15 protein-coding genes and 1 riboswitch are annotated in these 20294 nt (G+C 39.3%); of the genes, 12 read left to right on the top strand and 3 right to left on the bottom strand.

Annotated elements, in window-relative coordinates; genetic code table 11:
- Positions 1–18: 18 nt before the first annotated feature.
- The 6 genes from G8761_RS13320 (at position 19) to G8761_RS13295 (ending at position 7373) form a co-directional block, all read left to right on the top strand.
- Positions 19–2562, top strand: coding sequence for an EAL domain-containing protein (locus G8761_RS13320; RefSeq protein WP_166027438.1), 2544 nt, complete (start codon positions 19–21; stop codon positions 2560–2562).
- 271 nt (positions 2563–2833) lie between these two features.
- Positions 2834–3694: a hypothetical protein gene (locus G8761_RS13315; protein WP_166027283.1), complete on the top strand. Its 861-nt coding sequence runs from the start codon at positions 2834–2836 to the stop codon at positions 3692–3694.
- A gap of 213 nt (positions 3695–3907) precedes the next feature.
- Complete coding sequence (locus G8761_RS13310) at positions 3908–4732, top strand: basic amino acid ABC transporter substrate-binding protein (protein ID WP_338000955.1); 825 nt, start codon at positions 3908–3910, stop codon at positions 4730–4732.
- A 34-nt stretch (positions 4733–4766) separates the two neighbouring features.
- Positions 4767–5423, top strand: coding sequence for an amino acid ABC transporter permease (locus G8761_RS13305; RefSeq protein ID WP_166027436.1), 657 nt, complete (start codon positions 4767–4769; stop codon positions 5421–5423).
- 215 nt (positions 5424–5638) lie between these two features.
- Positions 5639–5723: riboswitch (cyclic di-GMP riboswitch) on the top strand.
- 394 nt (positions 5724–6117) lie between these two features.
- A complete protein-coding gene (locus tag G8761_RS13300) occupies positions 6118–6879 on the top strand; it encodes a threonine/serine exporter family protein (RefSeq protein ID WP_166027434.1) in 762 nt (253 codons plus the stop codon).
- Positions 6880–6926: 47 nt separating this feature from the next.
- Entirely contained in the window at positions 6927–7373 is a 447-nt protein-coding gene (locus tag G8761_RS13295) for a threonine/serine exporter family protein (RefSeq protein ID WP_166027432.1), read from the top strand.
- Positions 7374–7414: 41 nt separating this feature from the next.
- On the opposite strand, the gene G8761_RS13290 is transcribed toward G8761_RS13295, so the two are convergent.
- Together G8761_RS13290 and G8761_RS13285 are read right to left on the bottom strand one after the other, a co-directional pair.
- On the bottom strand, positions 7415–8377 hold the full coding sequence (locus G8761_RS13290; RefSeq protein ID WP_166027430.1) for a LacI family DNA-binding transcriptional regulator: 963 nt from the start codon (positions 8375–8377) through the stop codon (positions 7415–7417).
- A 206-nt stretch (positions 8378–8583) separates the two neighbouring features.
- Positions 8584–9792 carry an MFS transporter gene (locus G8761_RS13285; protein WP_420800251.1) on the bottom strand — a complete coding sequence of 403 codons (1209 nt, stop codon included), beginning with the start codon at positions 9790–9792 and terminating at the stop codon, positions 8584–8586.
- A gap of 224 nt (positions 9793–10016) precedes the next feature.
- Between G8761_RS13285 and G8761_RS13280 the strand changes: the two genes are divergently transcribed.
- Complete coding sequence (locus tag G8761_RS13280) at positions 10017–10370, top strand: winged helix-turn-helix transcriptional regulator (RefSeq protein ID WP_166027426.1); 354 nt, start codon at positions 10017–10019, stop codon at positions 10368–10370.
- Positions 10371–11056: 686 nt separating this feature from the next.
- Here G8761_RS13280 and G8761_RS13275 read toward each other — a convergent pair.
- Positions 11057–11824 carry a VC0807 family protein gene (locus tag G8761_RS13275; protein WP_166027424.1) on the bottom strand — a complete coding sequence of 256 codons (768 nt, stop codon included), beginning with the start codon at positions 11822–11824 and terminating at the stop codon, positions 11057–11059.
- Between the two features lie 208 nt (positions 11825–12032).
- On the opposite strand from G8761_RS13275, the gene G8761_RS28090 reads away from it, so the two are divergent.
- From G8761_RS28090 to G8761_RS13250, 5 genes are all read left to right on the top strand, one after another.
- Positions 12033–13145, top strand: a complete 1113-nt coding sequence (locus G8761_RS28090) for a YflT domain-containing protein (protein WP_420800249.1) — start codon at positions 12033–12035, stop codon at positions 13143–13145.
- Positions 13146–13716: 571 nt separating this feature from the next.
- Positions 13717–15447 (top strand): ABC transporter transmembrane domain-containing protein, encoded by a 1731-nt coding sequence (locus G8761_RS13265; RefSeq protein ID WP_166027422.1) that lies wholly within the window; start codon positions 13717–13719, stop codon positions 15445–15447.
- Complete coding sequence (locus G8761_RS13260) at positions 15440–17263, top strand: ABC transporter ATP-binding protein (RefSeq protein WP_166027420.1); 1824 nt, start codon at positions 15440–15442, stop codon at positions 17261–17263. The genes G8761_RS13265 and G8761_RS13260 overlap by 8 nt, the downstream gene beginning before the upstream one ends.
- Positions 17264–17388: 125 nt before the next feature.
- Entirely contained in the window at positions 17389–18258 is an 870-nt protein-coding gene (locus G8761_RS13255; RefSeq protein ID WP_166027418.1) for an NAD(P)-dependent oxidoreductase, read from the top strand.
- A gap of 791 nt (positions 18259–19049) precedes the next feature.
- Positions 19050–20138 (top strand): alpha/beta hydrolase, encoded by a 1089-nt coding sequence (locus tag G8761_RS13250; RefSeq protein WP_166027416.1) that lies wholly within the window; start codon positions 19050–19052, stop codon positions 20136–20138.
- Positions 20139–20294 lie beyond the last annotated feature (156 nt).

Below are 20294 nucleotides of genomic sequence, written 5' to 3'. Positions count from 1 at the left end.
CAGGGGGATTTCACAAATATGGATATAAAGAAGAAATTGCCGCTTATTTTTACTCTTCTAGTTTTTGCAATCCTACTTTCTAATAATACTATCCATTTTTTTCAATCAAAAGAAGAGCTATTAAAGCAGAATAATCGGGAAATTACCTTACTTGCCCAGGAATTAAGCTTCCAGGTACAGCAGGCAAAAGAGGGAAGTTTGTTTGTAGAAGACCAGTTGGGCAGGGAGTTGCGAATTGCATCAGTTGCCATAAAAAAATCACTTCCGCCAAATTATGAGCAGGTGACAAATGATCAGTTAACAGCTCTCTCAAAGGAGCTTATGATATCCCATATTACCTTACTTGGGAAAACAAATAACGATATTATTGGTGTTAGGTCGTCTGATCCGGATGAGTTGAATATGTCAACAAAGGACTGGGGATATTGGCATACAGCCTTTAACCAGCTGTTTGTAAATAAAAACGTAACGATTAAAAAAGGGCAGTCATTGCCAAACTACTGGTCCGGTCCGGTAGAGGTGGCTTCAAGCAATCCAAAGCATATTGATAAATGGGGCTATTATTATGAAGGGAGCACCAATTATATTATCGATCCCTATCTCCGGGACAAAGAAGTTTTGGCATATGAGGACCGGTTTGGACCTATCAAAATCATCAATCGTTTCACAGATAATCTGGAGGGTGTCCTTGAGCTGACTGTTTTCAATCCAAAGAAATTTGGTGAGAAAAAAGAAATTATCAATGACAACGGAAAACCTTACACCAGAATTTCTGCAGAGCCAATTTGGTATGGAACCTATCATTTTAATAATCGCGATACCGATCAAAAATACATAAAAAAAGCGATAAAGACGGGTAAGCAGCAAAGCTATATTAAAGTGCTCAATGGAAAGAAGGTCCAAAAAACCTTCGTACCTTCGAAGCTTGGGCCAGACGAGCCGTTTGTTCTGGGGTTTACCTATGATTATGGTGTAATCGATAAACAGCTTCATAAAGAATTGGTGAAGCATATCATTCTCTCTGGAATTTTTATGCTGCTGGTTCTAATTACAAGTGTTATTTTTTCAAGAGCAATAACAAGACCAATCGATTATATTGCCGAGCAGGTAAATGAAATTGCCAAGGGGAACTTTGGAAAAACCATCGAATCAATCAGAAAGGATGAGTTAGGCTTCTTAGCAAGAAACGTGAATGCCATGTCCTCTTCCTTGAAAACCTACGTGGACAATTTTAAAACCAGCCAGCAAATGATAGAGTACCAAGCCCTTCACGATCCGTTAACAGGACTGCCAAACAGAAGGCATGCGACAGAAAAGCTGACAGCTTTGTTATCTTTCATAAAAGAAAATGGTGAAAATGTTGCGCTTATGTTTATTGACATTGACCGTTTTAAAAATGTAAATGACTCACTTGGACACAATATGGGCGATGAGCTTATCCGGCAAATTGCAAATCGCTTAAAAACATGTGCACTGCTAAGCAAGGGATTCATCTCCAGACAGGGAGGCGATGAATTTATCATTATATTAGAAAACGCCCAAATGGAAGCCCTTCAGGAGCTCGGAAATAAAGTGGTTGATTCACTTAAAAAACCATATTTCATAGATGGAACTGAAGTTTTTGTTGGTGCAAGCTGCGGGGTAAGTGTATTTCCGGACCATAGCGAAGATATCGATACACTTATTATGTACGCGGATATGGCGATGTACGAAGCAAAAAATCAGGGTGGAAATTGCGTTGTTTTTTACAATGAGAGGCTGAATGAAAAAAACCAAAAGCGGCTGACAATGGAAACACGATTGCGGAAAGCTATCCAGGAAGAAAAGATTGATGTCTATTTTCAGCCAAAGATTAATGCGAAAACAGGATATATAACCGGAGTGGAAGCCTTGGTTCGCTGGACTGATGAGGAGCTTGGGTCTGTATCTCCTGAAATATTTATACCTGTCGCTGAGGATTCCGGATTGGCTTTACCAATATGGGAATTTGTTATGGGACAAGCCTGCAAAATGGCTTCAGAATGGAAGGAAAAGTATCCTTTCCCGCTTACTATGGCTGTAAATTTTTCCGCAAAGCAGTTTCAAAACCCATCAGCGCTGATAAAAAGAGTAAAGGAATTCTTAACTTTTTATAAACTTCCTGGAGAGCTGTTTGAAATTGAAATAACGGAAAGTGTGCTCCTATACAATACAAATGAAACAATTGCGGCCTTAAGTGAGCTAAGAGATGAAGGTATTAGGGTGGCGATAGATGATTTTGGAACGGGCTATTCATCGTTGAGTTATTTAAAAAGGCTTCCAATTAATACTCTTAAAATCGATCGCTCTTTTATAACAGATATTGACGAAGCCTATAATAATGCAGAGATTGCCTATGCGATTATTAATCTGGCTAAAAGCCTTCGTCTTCAGGTAATAGCGGAGGGAGTAGAAAAGGCATACCAGGTTCAATATCTGCTTGAAAATGAATGTACGGAAATGCAAGGATATTATTACAGCAAACCGGCTAAAGCTAGTGACTTTGAGGATCTCCTGTCAATGCAGGGGACATTCACCGCCTGATAAAGGCGGTTTTTTGTTTTCATATATATCCGTTAATTCTTAACTGTTATTGTACTAAAGTACTATATAAATAGTAAAAGCTGATTATATATGAAAAATATCAGGGGGCATATGGCATGTTCTGGTTTATCTCTTTTTTATAATGGAAAAAAAGAAGATGAAAGATGCATAATTTGAACTAAAAATTTTTTCGAATATAGGACATTTGAAGTTTAATATTTCCAAATTTGTAAATATATAATTATACCAAATTTGGAAGGAGAAAGTAAATATGAAAAAAATCCTAATTTTCACCTTTTTAATCGCCTTAGGCTTTGCCGGGGGGAGTATTATGCCTAAAGTATGGGCAACTTCTGGGGAAAAGGATTGTAATTGCGGATGCGGTTCGGGCCAGACACAGGTTTCAGTTATTCCCTCTGCCAGTGATATGATGGTAATGACCAGCCTCATGGAAGCGTTATCTAAGGATCAGGATGGATCACTCTCCAAACAGGAAGTAGCAGCGATGCTTGAGCAATTGCAATCCCGATATGCAGCTGTTCTAGCCGCAGCAGCAATCCCTCCAGGAACGGAAAAGGTTACAGGTACGAAGCAAAGTACATTTACAAGCAATTATTATGAATACCTAAATCGTTATATTCAAAACAGCACTGGTACACCACAAAAGCAAAATAATACTTCAAATACAAGTGAAATCACCTCTAAGTCTATAACTTCAAAAGTTATCCCTGGTCCAGTAGTGCAACCACCAAGTACAACAGAAACACCAAATACAGCCTTAAAACCAAGAACAGCAGCAACAACCAGTCAGCCTGTTGAAAAGAAGAAAAAAGTTAAAAATAATAATGGATTAGGTAATGGATCAGAGCCAGGGGATGGAAATACATCAGACGTCAAAGGAGTTGACCCTTCTAATCCTGGCAAAGGGAAGCAGCGGCCTAAGAAAACAAACACTGTAACTAAGAGTACAGAGGCTTCATATACAGACAAATCTAAAAAAGAAAAGGTGAAAAATAATAATGGTCTGGGAAATGGTTCAGAGCCTGCGGATAATACTAGTACAGATATAAAAGGTGAAGACCCATCCAATCCGGGAAAAGGAAGTTCAAATAATAAAGCTGGAAAAAAATAAATTATGAATTATAACAAAAGAGCCTGAGGAGAAAAGTTACCGTCTCCCATTAGGCTCTCTTTTGTTTGCATCCACTAGTTTTCTTTCATGTTTCATTATTATTTAAAGTTTAATAGCATAAATTTGAGTTATAAGAAAACGTCCCTTTTACATATAAATACATAAAGGACAAAGGTGGGAACTTAAATTACAAAACAAAAAGGGGGCTTTTTGGTGAAAAGTACGGTAAAACTTTTGGGAATTCTAATGCTATTAGCAGGAGTGATTTTAGCAGGATGCGGTAAAAGCAGCACCAATCAAACTGGAGGAAAGGATACGGCCGCTGCCGGCAAAAAAACGCTTCGGGTAGTCACTGATGCAGCATATGCACCGTTTGAATACATGAAAGGAGATAAAATTGTTGGGTTTGATGTTGATTTTATTCAGGCCGTTGTAAAAGAAGCGGGTTATAAAGCAGAGGTTGTCCATGTTGGATGGGACCCTTTATTTGTTGAACTGGAAAATAAACGGGCTGATTTGGGGATCTCTTCGATCACTATTAATGATGAGCGGAAGCAGACATATGATTTTTCTCATCCATATTTCCTTTCTACTAATAAGATTTTGGTGCCAAAGAATAGTCCTGTTACTAGTGCGGAAGACCTGAAAAATAAAGTAGTTGCAGTCCAGAACGGAACAACAGGGCAGGAAGCAGTAGAAAAGATGTTTGGAAAGAACAATAAAAATCTTAAAAAATTCGAAAATAACAATTTGGCAATTATGGAATTAAACAGCGGAGGGGCTGCTGCTGTTGTTGCAGATAATGCTGTTGTGGAAGTTTATGCTAAAAATAACCCCGAGAAAAAGCTGAAGGTAATTGAAGACAGCAAAAACTTTGCCATTGAGTTTTACGGGCTGGCATTTCCAAAAGGAAGCAAATTAAGACCTGAATTGGATAAGGCTGTGGAAAAGGTTCTGAAAAACGGGACATATGAAAAGATTTATAAAAAATGGTTTGGCAGAATGCCAGATATTAATAAGCTTAAAGAGCAGCAATAAACCATAAAGCTGGTGAATGATAGGGGAAGTAAAGATGACTTTTCGATGGGATATTATTCTCGAGTATGCACCCTTTTTATTGAAAGGCACGCTCCTGACAATAGGTCTTTCTTTGTCAGGAATTGTATTGGGAACGGCCTTGGGATTGATGGTTGGCTTGGGAAAAATGATGCGGAACCGCTGGCTGGCACTGCCTTTTAATGCCTATGTTACTTTTTTTCGAGGTACACCTCTTTTTGTACAAATCCTATTAATTCACTTCGGTGTAGTTCCTTTATTCAGCGGTGAAACAAATGCCGTTGCAGCTGCCGTTATAGCCCTATCTTTTAATGCTGCTGCCTATATTGCTGAAATTTTTAGAGCTGGGATTCAATCCATTGATAAGGGTCAGATGGAAGCAGCGAGATCGCTGGGAATGTCACATGTTCAGGCTATGAAATATGTTATTTTGCCCCAGGCTTCCAAGAGGATGATACCACCGCTTGGAAACGAGTTTGTTGTCCTAATTAAGGAATCATCTCTGGCTGCTATTATTGCAGCACCCGAAATGATGTATTGGGGAAGAGCGATGGCAGGACAATATTTTCGGGTCTGGGAACCTTATTTAACAGCCGCTGTCATTTATTTAATTCTTACTATATCTCTTAGCTTCCTGTTAAATCGGTTGGAAAGAAGGCTGCAAACGGAATAGTAAAAGTGGAAGAACTAGTTTCAGAGAAACTTTAAATAAGGCCGTAAAGAAATTTAATCAAACGTTTGATTAAATTTGTTTTTTGTTTAATTGTGTAAAAAGTATAGGTCTTATATACCTTATAAAAACTGTTTTTTTTTGCTATATGTGGAAAAAAACGAGTCAATTTGATTATTATATGTGGTAAAATAATGCTCATATCATAAAAACTGAATCTACTGAAAAGGCAAACTCATTGAAAGGTGAGGACGCAAAGCTACGGGCCTAAGGTGCTTTCACTATGGCAGCCGGGTTGCCCGTTATCTGAGCAAAATTATTATTTTTTTCAGATTGGTACTGCCTTTTCACACAAAAAGGCAGTTTTTTTATTAAGTCATTATTACATCATCTCTGACATACAGCAGGAGTGGGAAAATGGAAAATAGCGACAGGAAATGATAAGTCAACATTGAATCATTCCATTCTTCGTGCCCTTTTCTCAGTTGAAGTCGAGGGCCCGCAGGAAAAGGAAAGCTTCGGGAGTATCGCACCAAGGAAAAGCGCAGCTTTTTCGAGGACGTGGTGAATTTAACTCATCATAATATACCTTACGGAGCCAAACGTGTCCCTTTTGCTTTTTCTTAGGATTTGATTAATATTTGTTTTTTCCTTTAAACTGTAGAAGATAGTACTATTGATTGCCAGGGAGATTTTTATGGAAGTAATGAATCATTCAACTGAAGAAGTGATGGAAGTCTGCCTGCTGGCCGGAAAAATTATGCTGCAAAGCGGGGCTGAAACATACCGTGTAGAGGATACCATGATGAGAATGGCGGCAGCGTTTGGAATCCGTCAATCACATAGTTATGTAACCCCTACTGGAATTATTTTTTCAGCAGAAGGAACCGGTCCAACCAGAACAAAGCTGACTCGTATATCGGAAAGGTCCACCGATTTAAAAAAAGTGACCATGGTAAATAGCATCTCACGCAGCATTAGCAGTTTTGAAATCGACCTTCTTGAAGCAAAACATCTTCTAAAAGAAGTAGATTTACAAAACCTTACATTCCCTTTTTCGGTGCAAGTTGCAGCGGCAGCTATAGCAAGCGGCTGCTTTCTTATAATGTTTAACGGAACTTGGAATGATTTTCTTCCTTCAATGATTGCGGGCGGATGTGGGTTTCTTGGACTGGTTTACTTTCACCGGTTTCTGCCGATCAAGTTTTTTTCGGAGTTTTTAGCTTCCTTTATTATAGGACTTCTTTCAGCGTTGTTTGTAAAACTGGGAGTTGGGCAGGAGCTGGATAAAATTATTATTGGGTCAGTAATGCCGCTGGTCCCTGGACTTTTAATTACAAACGCAGTCCGGGATTTAATGGCGGGACATCTTGTTTCGGGGCTGTCTAAAGGGGCGGAAGCCTTTTTAACTGCTTTTGCAATTGGTTCCGGGATAGCAGTTGTGTTGTCCTTTCTTTAAGCTCTCTTCCAAGATCCTGAAATAATGCAGACAATTAGGTGAAGAAAATGAAAATTTTGGAACAATTAATAACAAGCTTTATTGCAACAGGAGCATTTGGAATTATCTTTAATGCGCCAACACAATCTCTGGTAAAGTGCGGCTTGGTCGGAATGTTCGGTTGGCTTATATATGTGGTCATGGTTGATCAGCGTGCTGATGTAGTCCTTGCTACTTTAAGTGCAACCTTTTTAGTGGCAGTCATCAGCCATATTCTTGCGAAAGCGTATAAAACACCCGTCATCATATTTAGCGTTTCCGGAGTTATTCCTCTCGTTCCTGGCGGGCTGGCTTATGATGCTATGAGAAATTTTGTTCAAAATGATTATGGACATGCTGTTTCCCTTGCCGCAGAAGCTTTTCTTCTTTCAGGAGCGATCGCTTTCGGCCTGGTGTTTTCTGAGGTTTTAAACCAGGTAATCCGGAAAATTAATCATCATGAACAGGTGAAGTAGTTATATAAAGGTAGAAGCCGCCCAAAAGATTGGACGGCTTTTTAAACAGTCTTTCTTTTGATTAACCGGTAGGGAATCTCTATCTGTTGTACTTTATTTGATTGCAGGATTTGGTTAAAAGCGTTTCGGCCCATTAAACCTAGGGGCAATTCAATGGTTGTTATATCAAGAAGATCCGAGATTTCATGGTTTTCAAAGCCGATAATCGCTAGCTCGCCAGGTATGGAAATACCAAGTTTTCTGCATTCTAAAATGCAGCCGGCCGCAACCAGGTCGTTTGTAAGAATTAAAGCGGTTGGCTTTTCTTCTAATTGGTTCCATTCTCGTGCAATCCTTTTTCCATCCTCAATGGTCAGGCATCCAGAAAAAATCCACTCTTCTCTAGGCTTTTCTTCTATTTGACTTAAAAACTCCTTATAAGCTATATACCTGGCATGGCTGTTTGTTCCTACCCTTCGTCCCACCGCATACCCAATTTTTCTATGCCCGCTCTCTGTTAAATGGGTTAATCCAATATGAAAAGCTTCAAAATGATTGATAAAGACACTCGAAAAATCATTATCCATCGCATTCATACACATAATAATTTTTCCGTACTCCTTAAAAAGCGAGTAATTCTCCAAAGGAAGCGATCGGGAAGTAATAATCAAGGCGTCCAGCTGTTTTTGGCGAAGCAGTTCCAGTGCTTCTTTTTCCTTTTCTTGTTTGTAGTTAGTTTGGATAATCATGATTTTATAGTGCTGGAGCTGGGCCTCAAGAGCAATCCCCTCAAGGATAGAACTAAAATAGGGATGGTTAATGAAGGGAAGCACAACCCCGATTATATTGGTTTTTCCTTTTGAAAGATGAACCGCATTCATATTTTTATGGTAGTTTAAGTCATCAATAGCCTTAATGACAGCTTCTTTTTTTTCAGCTGAAACATAGGGGTGATTATTGAGAACCCTTGAAACAGTCGTTACCGATACCTTAGCTAATTTGGCGATGTCCCGGATATTTCCCATTGTTCATCATCTCTTTCTTGCGCTGAAACGCGTTTCATACTTTATATTTTAAAAAAAGAAGAAGGAGTGGTAAACATGTCAGGCTTGTTTTATCTAATTTTGCTATGTGTAATTATATGGTCTTGTGCAGCTATCGCCTTATCTCTAGGGAGAAAGTAAAGATTGTAAAAAGCGGCATACAATCAGGTGTGCCCTAGTTATTTCCATTAACTGATAGATGATTTCTTTTCAATCACCGAACTCCAGGCTGTCAGGACTACTGCGCCAATAACCATTAAGCCGCCAATCCAAGGGGTGTGCTGGATCCCTATGGAGTCGACAATAATGCCTCCAACAAATGCTCCGATCGCTATTCCTACATTAAATGCGGCAATATTCAAAGCCGATGCTACATTAACAGCGGAAGGAACATACTTTTCAGCAAGGTTTACAACCAGAATTTGAAGACCGGGAACGTTCATAAATGCAAGCAGTCCCATTAGAAAGATAGTCAAAAGACCAGCAATTTTAAATGGAGCAGTAAACGTTAAAGTGATTAGAATAATCGATTGGATGAGAAACATCCAAAATAATGCTATTAAAGGGTTTTTATTAGCGGCTTTTCCGCCTGTGGTATTGCCAATTGCTACAGCAAGTCCGTAGCCAAATAAAATAGTGCTGACAGCTTTAGATGAAAACCCTGTAATATCTTGAAGTATTGGTGTTAAATAGGTGAAAGCTACAAATGTTCCTCCATATCCCAGAGCAGTAATAGCAAAGGCTAATAGGAGCGGACCGTTTTTCAAAATCTTAATTTGATCACTGAATGACGATGGAGGGGCATCCTTGATATTCTTAGGTACTAATACTGCACTGGCGAAGATCCCAATGATACCAAGCAGGGCAACTCCCCAGGATGTTGCTCTCCAGCCAAAAGCCTGCCCAATAAATGTACCCAAGGGAACTCCAGTGACAGTCGCAACTGTTAATCCTGTAAACATGAAGGCGATCGCGCTAGCCCTTTTATTTTCAGGAACTAAATCCGCCGCGATAGTTGAACCGATAGAGAAGAATACTCCGTGAGAAAAAGCTGTAATGATACGAGCTATTAGAAGCATGCTAAAAGTTGATGAAAGTGCTGCTGCTGAATTTCCTGCAATAAAAATGACCATAAGTGCCATAAGCAAAGTTTTTCTGCTCATTTTATTTGTGAGAGCTGTTAATATAGGAGCCCCAAAAGCTACTCCAATTGCATAGCCTGAAATTAATAAACCTGCCATCGTAATAGAAATACTTAAATCATTAGAAATGGTCGACAATAACCCTACAGGGACAAACTCGGTCGTACCAATACCAAAAGCGCTGACGGCAAGTGCGATAAGAGCTGGAGTGCCTCCTTTTTTACTTTGAGTAACTATATGTGAAGTCACTTGAATACCTCCTAAAAAGTTTTAATTTTAACTGGGAATGGTGAAGGCGCCTTTCACCAACTGAACCCTGAAAGCTAGTATGCAGGATATATACAAAAAGGAAAAGTACGCACTTTTAAGTTCCACAGGCACCATCAGGGTACATAGGTACCAAAAAGTACCCTATAGGATAAAAAGGGATAAACGGCTATAATGTTACTGTTGTAACTTTAACTAGGAAGGCGAAAACAATGAAAAAATATAATATACCAGTGGAAGCCGCATTGGAAGTAATCGGCGGAAAGTGGAAGGTAGTAATTTTATGTCACTTAATAAAAGGGAAAAAGAGAACCAGTGAACTAAAAAGACTTATGCCTGGAATTACACAAAAAATGCTGACTCAGCAATTGCGAGAATTGGAAGAGGATGATGTTATTTTGCGTGAGGTATATAACCAGGTGCCTCCAAAGGTCGAATATTCTCTGACTGAATATGGGTGGACCTTAAAAACGATTCTTGACTCTTTATGTATGTGGGGCGAACAGCATATTGAAAAAGTTTACCCAGATAAGGATCAGGTGCTTGTTAAGCCGGCAGAAGGATAATATCGAATTAAAAAAATTAAATTTTTAAAGTTTTTATAAATTAAATGTTTTTTCTATGTGTGATTTAGCTGTAAAAAATACAATTTATAAATAAACGAAAGATAGTGAGACTAAAAACTTCTTTTTTCCGAAAATACTTAGGGGAGAAGCTTTATGCCCGACTTTGGGCAGTGAATCCCCGGCATTGGCTGATGAATGCCCCTCTATATTCAGCAAAATCCCGGACAAATTTTGATATGCCCCACGCATCAGCTCACCCCTTAAACAGAAAAACTAAACCATTTCGGCTCAGTCATATTGATTCTTTCCATAGAATCCATTCCTGTTTTTCCAGAATTCAAGGAGTTTAACGATTTTAGGCAATGTAGGCTCCGCTTCATTTCCGAACGCCTCTATGATTCTTGTCCCAATATCATCAAAAGTAATTCGTGTTTTAATTTGGGCAATATCGGTAGCTTCAAACGCATTAAGTTTACTGTTTCCACCCCTGTATTTTTTAGAAACAAAAACATGTATAGCAACTTTTAAAAAAAGTCCCAGAAATTAGAGTGTTTACTTGGGAATTCGCACTTTGAATATTATGACCCAAAAAGTTTCTCTTCATCAAAAACAATAGGCCTGCTCCTTTTGAGGGAACAGACCTGTGATCTATATTGGTGGCTGATACTCACATTTAACCTTTCCTTTTAGCGGTTCTGATTGCCAAAGAAGAAATAGCTTTTTTCTAGCAGAAACCAGCCTTTATTGATTTTTATTAAATAATGTTTCCGTGTAACAGTTGGGATACTAGGCTTTTTAATAGTTACAATCCTGTCAACGCGGTTATAGAGAATGTAGAAACCTGCAATGGAAATAGCTGAAAATAGGAGATTCAGCGCCTGTTCCACAAGAATCCCGGTTTCGAAGGCCTCAACTCCATATAATTTAACTAGTTTAGCCATTATCAGACTGTAAAGAAGTTCTCCTAATCCAAATAGAAGAGTAACCCGATTCAGCAAGGTTAAAATCTCTTTTTGAAAAAATAATTCCTTGGTTAATTTTCGGTCATTTCCTTGTGCAGTTAATAAGTCTAAAGAGAAATATAAAAATAAGGGCCGCTTGATAAGACCGCTCCCAAGAAAAATTATCGTTAATATAATGGAATAGTAGATATTATTCCAAAGAAGATGGGAAGCAGTCTTTGAAAATAAGTCGGTTAAAGTACCGGCAATCATGTTAAGGATAAGGTAAATAGAGGAGAAATTCAAAAATCCTGAATAAATAAATCGGAAAGCTCCATAAATAACTCCTGGAATAGATGAAAGAACCATGCATAAATAATCACCTATCATTGGCCTTCCAAACTCCCATATAACAAGTGGGATAACAAGATAAAATATAATATCCGCCAAAAGAAAAAGATTATTTCGCATATAGTTCCCCTGTTTCCTTAATTTTTCCTGATCTTGCCCCATGTATTTGTCCTCTTTTCAGTATATTTCTTGAAGGGGAAATAATTCCGATCCTAAAAAACTGAAGTCTCCAAAATGCTTTAAGGACTGTCGAAAAATGCGTATTTTGTAAAAAAAAAAAACCCTATTCGAAGCTGAGAGAAGAGGAAAAAGGGTTAAGCCTGTTTATACAGGGTATCTATATTATGAATCTATCTTAAAGGAGGAATTTATGATGGAGAAACGAATCGTTGGTGTATACAATAATGGGCACGAAGCAGTTGAGGCAATTGAAGATTTAAAACGTCAAGGTTATGACCGGGATGATATTTCTGTGGTAGCAAAGGATCACTCGGATGTGGAAATGATTAATGATGAAACTGGCACAAAAACAGAAGAGGGAATGGCAACAGGAGCTGCTACAGGTGGAGTCCTTGGGGGTCTTGCTGGCTTTTTAGCGGGTGTTGGTGCGTTGGCTATCCCTGGTGTCGGACCTATTTTGGCCGCTGGCCCGATCGCTGCAACTCTTACTGGTGCGGCAGTGGGTGCTGGAGCAGGTGGACTTGCAGGTGCTCTAATTGGAATGGGTATTCCTGAAGATGAAGCTAACCGATACGAAAATGATGTTAAGTCAGGTAAAATTTTAGTTATGGTGGATGAGAACGGAAAACATTCATCACTCAATTTAAATAATGATACAACCGATGCTAATCTTTCTGGTGGTATGGGTGCAGGAACAGCAGGTACAACCTACGGCACTGATGACACCCTAAGAGGAACAGCCATTGATGATTCTCGAGTGAATAACGGCTCTGGAACGCGAGGAGGCGCTCTTCGCAGCGGTACTGTTGATGCAAACGATGATACTCTTGGCGGAAATAGGACAGTTGGCGGGGTAGGCTATGATGCAAACAGTTCTCTTGCCGACAATGTCTCTGTAGATAGGACAAGCAGTCGAGATACCTTAAGGAACAGAGAAGACTTCTCTAATGAATCTGAGAGCATGATGACTGGTGGATCTACGATGGGAAGGACGGGAGAAATGCCGTTTGGTACTGGAGGCACAGGTGTTTCCGATCCATCAGCAGTAAACAGCTCCGGACCAGACCTTGATTCTTCCCTGGATGATAACCGTAATGCAGGAAAGACTGGGGCAGGAATGGGAGATCCGACATTTGGTAACGAGGGCGGATATAATCCGGTTCTTGGATCCGATTCTATGATTGGAAATACACCTCCAGCAAATAGCGAAGCGGACCCTGGAGTAAATGTAAACCCATGGAATGAGACAGATAACACAGCACGAAACAGAAGACGTGGAACAGATTCGTTTAAAGGCGAATAATAAAAAAGCAAAAAGCATGCTCTCGAGCATGCTTTTTTGCTTTTTATATAACATGAGAAAACATTTATATGAGAAAAGCGGGCCAGCATAGCCCGCTTTTTTAATGAATATTCATCATTATCGCGTTAGTCACCAACAGGGGAAACGCGTTTTTGTCCAGCTGTGGCACCCGCTGAACGGGTGCCGCGGCTTTTCTTAGTAACTTGCAACTTAACAAGTGTAATATATATATGTCATCATAGATGTATGCCGCGGTAATAATTCCACCTGACCGTTTTTAACCTAAACGATGTAAGCCCTACCTCTCTTACATCCTTACGGCTCCGAAGCCGATCCAGTGTGAATAAGTCTTGCTAAAAAACCAAAAAGCAGAATGCCAATAATTATTATGCATAGTTGAAAGTTACAATAAGCATTAATCATAACATGTATATCAGGGAATATCAAGGGTTTTATTTTTGATAAATAAGGAAACAAGATTTGTAAAAAAAGAAAAAAACGATATCATTTAAAATATAATATATTTAGATTTACGAAACAATCTCGGAAAAACCAGAGGCGGGTGAATTCAGTGCAAAAAGTATTTTCATTTTTAAAGCCGTATCGTATTCACATGGTTATTGCCCTTTGCTTAATGCTGGTTGAATTGGTAGTTGAGCTTTGGCAGCCATATTTGATGGCAAAAATTATTGATGAAGGTGTTATGAAAAAGGATTTGCATGAAGTGGCGTTACTCGGAGGATTCATGCTTGCCATATCTTTATTTTCATTTCTATCTGGTCTTATTAATTCTTTCTATGCATCTCATGCAAGTCAAAGCTTCGGATTCGATTTAAGAAAGGCAATGTTCGAGAAAATTCAATCCTTTTCCTTTTCAAATTTCAGCAGGTTTTCGACTTCCTCACTGGTAACCAGGATGACAAATGATGTTACCCAGGTGCAAAATACTGTTTTTATGAGTTTGAGAATTATGATGCGGGCTCCTCTTCTCATCATAGGCGGACTCATAATGGCTATTTCTGTTGATGTTAAACTTGGATTAGTTTTGGCAGGCGGAATTCCTTTCCTTGTCGTATTCCTCATTTGGGCTAGAACCAAAGCAAGGATCTATTTTCAATCAACTCAGGAAAAGCTTGATAATGTCAATAATGTCATTAGGGAAAACCTCATCGGGATGAGGCTCATAAAAGCTTATATTAGAGGAAATTATGAAGTAAAAAGATTTCAAAAAGCCAACAAAGAGCTAAGAGATAAAACAGCCTCTGCTCTTCGGTTAATTGAATTTTCCACTCCTGTACTAATGATGGTTATGAATTTGGCCATTTTGCTGGTTCTCTGGTTTGGTGGATTTGAAGTCAGCTCTGGTGGTGCAAAAGTAGGAGAGGTTGTTGCCATTGTCAATTATGGAACCAGAATTACTGGTGCGCTTTCGGTGGTTTCGATGATTCTTATGGTTTTTGCCCGCTTTAGAGCTTCAGGTCAAAGGATTGCCGACGTATTGGAAACCGAGATTGATTTGTTGGACCATGCAGATGTGGATGCATCCTTTCTGATTAAAAATGGAAAGGTGGAGTTTAAGGAGGTATCCTTTCATTATCCAGATTCTCCTTATCCTGTACTGAATAATGTCTCTTTTTCTGCAAAAGGGGGAGCAGTAATTGCTATCCTTGGGGCAACTGGATCTGGTAAATCTTCATTATTTCAGCTAGTGCCCCGTTTATATGATGTTAATAGCGGAGCAGTTTTTATTGATGACAAAGATATACGTTCGATTAAGCTTGATACACTTCGCGGAGCTATCGGCTATGTGCCGCAGGAGGCGCTTCTTTTCACCGGAACTATTGCTGAAAATATTTCATGGGGAAAGGAAAATGCCTCAGAAGAAGAAATTATTGAGGCAGCAAAAAATGCACAGATTCACGAAACCATTAAGTCATTTCCTCAAGGATATCAATCGCGAATTGGCCAAAAAGGAGTTAATCTTTCAGGGGGTCAAAAACAAAGAATTTCAATTGCACGTGCATTAATCAGAAAACCAAAAATCCTTATGCTTGATGATAGTACAAGTGCTCTCGACTTAAAGACTGAAGGTCGGCTTCTCCATGCACTAAAAGGATATTCCTGTACAACTCTTTTAATAACGCAAAAAATCAGTACGGCTATGGCGGCGGATAATATTCTTCTTTTAGAGGACGGGGAAATAAAAGAACAGGGAACTCATGAAGAACTGTTAAAGGGATCCCAGCTTTATAGAAAAATCTTCGAGACACAGTTTGAAGAGGAGAAACGGATGTATGTATAAAGAACTAAGAAAACCATTTCAGTACAGCCGACCTGACTTTAAAGCCAACGGACGAGCGGCTGGAGGGAAAAAGAAAGCTAAAGCAAAAAATATGCAGAGTACGTTGAAAAGACTGTGGATGTACCTATCCGAGAAAAAAGGGATGTTATTTCTGGTTGTTTTGATGGTTGTGGCAAGCTCCGGCTTGGGACTCCTTGGCCCTGTCCTTATCGGAAGGGCGATTGACCACTATATTGTCACGAAGCAAACACAAGGTCTTTTCCTTTTACTAGCCGGCCTTGCTGGTACCTACTTTCTTTATTCACTGTCGTCCTTTTTGCAAAGCTTTTGGATGATTGGGATCGCGCAGGATACAGTTCAGAAAATGAGGAATCAAATGTTCCGGCATTTGCACAGCCTTCCTATTTCTTTTTTTGACCGCCGGCAGCATGGGGAGCTTATGAGCAGGGTTACAAATGATATGGAAAACGTCAGTTCAACCTTGAACAGCTCGGTCATTCAAATATTTTCTAGTTTACTTACTTTAGTTGGTACTGTGTCAGTAATGCTCTGGATGAGTCCGCTTTTAACGATTATTACCTTATCCATCGTTCCCCTAATGTTTGCAGGGCTCAAGTGGATTACCAATCGGACGGGTGTATTGTTCAAAGAACAGCAGTCAAATATCGGTGAACTGAATGGATATATAGAAGAAACCATATCAGGACAGAGGATTGTTAAGACATTCTCCCAGGAACAAAAAGTTATACTGGATTTTATGAAGAAAAACAAACGCCTGCGTGAATCCGGCTTTTGGGCGCAGACCTTTTCGGGATTTATTCCAAAATTAATGAATGTTTTAAATAATTTAAGCTTTACCATTATTGCTGCAGTTGGTGGAATTTTTGCCTTAAAGGGTATGATTACAATTGGAACCATTATCGTTTTTACTGAGTATTCCCGACAATTTACAAGACCCTTAAACGACCTGGCGAATCAATTTAATACCTTGCTTTCTGCAGTAGCAGGAGCAGAACGGGTTTTTGAAATACTCGATGAAAAAGCAGAAGCAAAGGATGAAAGTCATGCTATTGAAGTGAAAGAGATCAAAGGGGAAGTGGAATTCCGGGACGTATCCTTTTCTTATGAAAAAGGCGGAGATACGGTGTCTGGGATTAGTTTTATAGCAGAACCGGGACAAACCGTTGCATTAGTGGGACCAACCGGAGCAGGAAAGTCAACTTTGATTAATCTGCTTTCCAGGTTTTATGACCCGGACATTGGCGCTATTTATTTTGATGGTGTGGAATCCCGCAGCATCAAACGGGCAAGTCTCCGCGGTCAAATGGGTTTTGTTTTGCAGGACTCTTTTCTTTTTGAAGGCTCGATTATGGAAAATATCCGATACGGGAGACTGGATGCAACAGATGAGGAAGTGGTGGAAGCAGCTAAGCAGGCAAATTCCGATTCCTTTATCCATAAGCTTCCGGATGGATATCAAACTTTATTAAAACAGGATGGGAGCGGAATCAGTCAGGGGCAGAAGCAATTACTGTCCATTGCCAGAGCTCTTCTGGCAGATCCTGCGCTGCTTGTATTAGATGAAGCAACAAGCAGTATTGATACTGTTACAGAATTAAAGATTCAGGAGGCCTTAAAACGGCTTATGAAAGGCAGAACAAGTTTTATTATTGCGCACCGCCTGAATACCATTAGGCATGCAGACCAGATCCTTGTTCTTCATAGCGGAAGGGTCATCGAAAAAGGCACACATGAAACACTTCTTAAAAATAAAGGATTTTATTATGAATTAAATAAAGGAGTTAAAACAACCTGAACCGGTTGTTTTTCTTTTTTAAAAAACTGGGTACCATATACAGGTATAACCAAGTCGTAATGTTTGATTTGGCTGTTCAAAAGTATAAATAATAATACTGACTTGCAAATAAAGGAGATGTCTTCATGATTGGATTTATCGGCTTAGGTATCATGGGAAGCAGAATGGCGGAAAACCTTCTAAGTAAAGGCTTTGATTTAGTGGTACATAACAGAACAAAGGAAAAAGCTCAAAGCTTGCTGGATAAAGGGGCTCAATGGGCTGATAGTCCAGCTGAAGTGGCCCGTAAGGCAGACGTTGTCTTTACTATGCTTGCCAATCCCTCAATTGTAGAAAAGATTGTTTTTGATAAAGATGGGCTTTTTAATGGATTTTCAGAAGGGAAGCTTTGGGTCGACTGCAGTACTGTTGATCCTGCGTTTTCGAGGAAAATGGCCCAGGAAGCAAATAGCCGGGGTATTCGTTTTCTTGATGCCCCGGTAACTGGCTCCAAGATTCCGGCCGAAAAGGCTGAGCTTGTCTTTTTGGTTGGGGGGAAAGAAGAGGATATGAATGAAGTTAGGGATATGATGAATGCCATGGGCAAAGATATTTCCTTCCAGGGAGAGAATGGGATGGGGGCATCGATGAAGCTGGTTATTAATTTGATGCTCGGCCAAGCTATGGCAGTTTTCTCTGAAGCTGTTGCATTAGGGGAAGGAATGGGACTAGACAGAGAAAAGGTTATTAATACACTTTTGGCGGGACCTACAGCAGCTCCAGCTTTGAAGGGTAAAAAAGACAAGATTCTGCAGGATGAATTTTCCCCTGAATTTCCTCTTGTACATCTGCAAAAGGATTTGTATCTGGCCACAAAAGCGGGATTTGAAAATGGAGTACCGATGCCAATCGCTAATGTTACGAAAGAAATATACGCTCTGGCTAAACAAAGCGGATTGTCTGAACAGGACTTCTCAGCAATTAGCCGTTTTTTATCATCCAAATCAGCTAAATAGTTGGTATTTAGCGAATGACCTAATTTTTCTTATGCATTCAGAATTTATGGATATAAATTCCGATTAGCAAACAAAAGGACTTGCACAACTTCTGCAAGTCCTTTTGTTTAACCTTTAATTGTCTAGCCCCAGCGCCCAGCGAGTTTTCATCCTTGATAAGCTTCTGCTTATCTTGCATCAAGTATGACCGTTAGATGATACATGGTGCAGCTTGTGTCCATCCCGCTTCTCCCTACGATAAGTCAACATCGACCTCGAGTGCTCCTGCGCCAAAGCTTTTTCAAAGAAGCTTATGTTCCAGCTCGTCGCAAAGCTGCATACCGTCTACTCAGAGAAGTTGTTACAGGAAGTTTACTCTGGTAGTTGCTTCGCTGAACGGGCACTTCCGCTTTTCTTACTACCAATTAAAGTATTGAACATAATAGTGGTAGAAAACCTGAATAAAAAAAGCAAAAGCAATCATTACTCCGGTCATAAACCTTGTTTGAAGTATATAAAAAATGAGCCAAAGTAATATTGAGACTACCGGGATCCAAAAAGCGGGGCTGCCGGTGCTGTGAGTCCCTAAATGGTATAATTGATAGACAGAAAACGGAACGATAAAGATTCCAAATAAAATATTTAATATGTGGATAAATTTTCTTTTGCGCATTCTTTCTCACCCTAATTCTGAAGTTGTAAACGCAAGCTGCGTATTAGAATATATACCCTTCCTGTTAAGGAAAAAACACAAGATGCTTAAGGGAGAATTATAGCTTTTAGTAATTTCCCCATGAAAAGAGGGAGTGTAAATGGTTATTTGCATGATTATCGCTATTATTTTAGCAGTCATTTTATTCATTATTTTTGCTCTAATAACATACCGAATTACGGTGCAAAATAGAATTCTTGCGAAGGCAAAAGTCCTTGTGAAAAACGGCGGGATAAGCGAAACTGCTGCTTTGGATATTGGGGGAATAGTACAGCACATTTTAGTAGAAGGAAAGGATCTTACAAAACCGATTCTTTTGTTGCTGCATGGAGGCCCCGGCCAGCCCTTTCCCTTTGGAGTGAGTGCAAGGACTCTGTTTCCTGAACTGACAAGCCATTTTATTACGGTTTATTATGATCAGCGTGGCGCCGGTAAAAGCTATTATAAAGGCATTGATAAAAAAACAATGAACGCTGAACAATTCATTTCGGATGTAAATGAATTGATTTCATATCTTCAAGAGAGGTTTAAAAGGGAGAAGATATATCTGGCAGGAATGTCTTGGGGATCAATTATCGGAATAAAACTTGCCCAGGAGTTTCCGGTAAAATTTCATGCATATATTGGTTTTGATCAAATTACGAGTATTACAGAAGGGCAAATGCTTGCGTATGAATGGCTGGTCTCCAAGGCTGGAGATGATAACGATAAGAAAACACTGCATAAGCTTCACAAGCTTGGAGGTCCGCCTTATTTTAATGAGAGGGAAAAGTCCTACAGCGATTTAATAAATGCCGCAAAGGGATATATTTATAAAGATGAAAAAACAAAAGCCCCTAGTATCATGGCTTTAATTAAGGGAGCTTTTATATCACCGGATTATACCCTTAAAGACACTTATAAAAGCTTAATCTCCGGGGTGAAATTTAGCATTTTTGAATGTGAAGAACTGCAAAAAGAAATCATGGGAACAGATTTAAGCTATATAAAAGAATTAAAGGTTCCTGTATACATTATACAGGGCAGGCATGATTTAACGGCCAACTATACCCTTGCTCAAAAATTTTTTAATGAACTGAATGCCCCGGAAGGAAAAGAATTTATTACCTTGGAAAATTCCGCTCATATTCCCAATAAACAGGATTTTAACAAGTTGGTTTCTGTTATTGCTGAAATGAATCATCACTAATAGATAGTAAATGGAAGCGGCGCTCTCAAAAGGAAAAGCGCCCTTTTAATTTGACTATTTCCAAATACCGTTTCCTGTAATTACTTGAAATAATCAATCTTGTAAGCGATAACAATATTGGTATGGGTGTATAATAATTTCCAGTGTTTATCCTTA

This window comes from Neobacillus terrae (genome assembly GCF_011393025.1).
GTDB classification, from domain to species: Bacteria; Bacillota; Bacilli; order Bacillales; family Cytobacillaceae; genus Neobacillus_A; species Neobacillus_A terrae.
Note: the sequence above shows the minus strand (reverse complement) of the source record. Positions and strands in the feature narration are given on the sequence as shown.